This is a genomic window from Okeania sp. (genome assembly GCF_983059655.1).
This window is the reverse complement of record NZ_CEZPJD010001126.1, coordinates 1-2,001: the sequence shown is the minus strand read 5'-3', so window position 1 is coordinate 2,001 and position 2,001 is coordinate 1. Positions and strand designations below refer to the sequence as shown.

Annotated in this window: 2 protein-coding genes; both read right to left on the bottom strand. The window is 38.9% G+C overall.

Going from position 1 to position 2,001, the window contains the following annotated elements:
• Positions 1 to 690: hypothetical protein (locus tag AC3DU7_RS32430; RefSeq protein WP_488043335.1), on the bottom strand; the 690-nt coding region annotated here is incomplete at its 3' end.
• A gap of 127 nt (positions 691 to 817) precedes the next feature.
• On the bottom strand, positions 818 to 2,001 hold a 1,184-nt coding region (locus AC3DU7_RS32425; protein ID WP_488043334.1), incomplete at its 5' end, for a M20 metallopeptidase family protein.

Below are 2,001 nucleotides of genomic sequence, written 5' to 3'. Positions count from 1 at the left end.
TATAGTGCTAAAGAAATTACGGTAAATGCTTTCCATGTCCCTTAGCAATGGTGCTTTTTGAAGTAAACGCCTTTCAGCTAAATCTATAACTGCTTCTAAAATCTTATTTTGGCTGACTTGTAACCCTTCCGCTTCATGTATATGAACTTGATAAAGATTTGCTATCATTCCTTCTGGAGAAAACAAGTCATAGAATATCGCAAACTTCTGCTCAATAGCTTCAAAACTTGGAAAAACTATAGCTTTGCCTTCTTTGGGAGGTACTCCATCAGTGCGAACAGCCCAAAACCCTATCCACTCAAAACCTGTTGTTAATGCTGAGAATAAAACAGCAGTATCGGTGCAATAACGTTTTGCTTGTTCTAATCCTTCAGTTGCTGACTTAAGTGCTGGACCTTCAACCTTATACGATGCCATACGTGGTTGACGAGTATCGACCAACAGCTTAGAAGTCCGTTTGGCTTCTACTACCAGCCTATTCCTACCTCCAGTGGACAGCAGGTAATCAATATAACCAGATTTTGTATGAGGTTCCGTTTTTATTCCGTTTCTATCCCAACCCAAAACATCAATCAGTATACGGTCGATAATATGAAGCCGTGCATCTTGTTCAGTTTCAAGAGGGATGTCATTTTGAACCAGTTCTTGATGTAAACGGTCAAATTGTTGCTTTGCTAGGTCAATATTCATAAACAAAAGTTTGCGATATTTCAGATATTATATTAGGAAAATCAAGCAAAACTATTTTATATTAAAAAAACCGGACTTTATAAGACAAATCCGGTTGAAAATCAAAACGTTATTCTAGCAACATAAATTATCCCTGACTACAAAACTTCTCTACACAACGCACAAACATTTCTACTCCCATTCCTAGAGCAGTTTCATCAAAATTAAATCTAGGATGATGGTGCGGATAAGCTAAATTTTTCTCGGCATTTGCTGAACCTAAAAAGAAATAACAACCAGGTACTTCTTGGAGAAAAAATGACATATCTTCACCCCCCATAGTTTGACATTCTGGTACAACACCAGCAGGAGTTTCTACTAATAATTCAGCCACACTTCTAACTAAATTAGCTATTTTTTGATCGTTAATTAATGGGGGATAAAGAGGAATATAATTAAATTCATAATTCGCCCCATGACTTTCACAAACTCCGGCAATAACTTGCTCAATTCTTTTAGCAAAATAATCTTGATAAGCCAAATTAAAATAACGTACAGTACCACCCATTCTGGCAGTATCAGCAATAACATTAAATGCCCTACCTGCATTTAATTTCCCCACTGTTACAACTGCTGAGTCTATAGGATTAATATTCCGAGCAACTATTGTTTGCAAAGCATTAATAATTTGAGCTGCAACTACCACAGAGTCTACAGTTTGATGAGGCATGGCTCCATGTCCACCTTTGCCCAAAATTGTGCAATTAAATCTTTCGGTAGCTGCCATTAAAGCACCACTGCGGACTCCTACTGTGCCGAGAGGTAGATTATTCCACAAGTGCAAACCAATGATGGCATCTACATCTGGATTTTTCAACACCCCTGCTTCAATCATTGGTTTAGCGCCTCCAGGCCCTTCTTCTGCTGGCTGGAAAATGATTTTTATAATCCCATTAAAATCTTGGCGATGGGTAGCGAGGTAGTGAGCAGTGCCTAGAGCGATCGCTGTATGTCCGTCATGGCCACAGGCGTGCATCACACCATTATGTATTGACCTATATGGCACATCGTTTAATTCTTGAATTGGCAAAGCATCTAAATCTGCCCTGATAGCTAATACAGGCCCTGGTTTACCACTGTCAATAGTTGCCAGGATACCTGTTTTCGCAACTCCTTTTTGATGTTCGATGCCCCACTCTTGCAATTTTTGGCAAATAAATTCTCCTGTTAAATATTCTTTGAAACCTAGCTCTGGTCTTTTATGGAGATGTCGTCGCCATTCAACTAACAAAGGTTGTAGTTTTCTAATTTCTGGACGCAGTTGAGATTGAG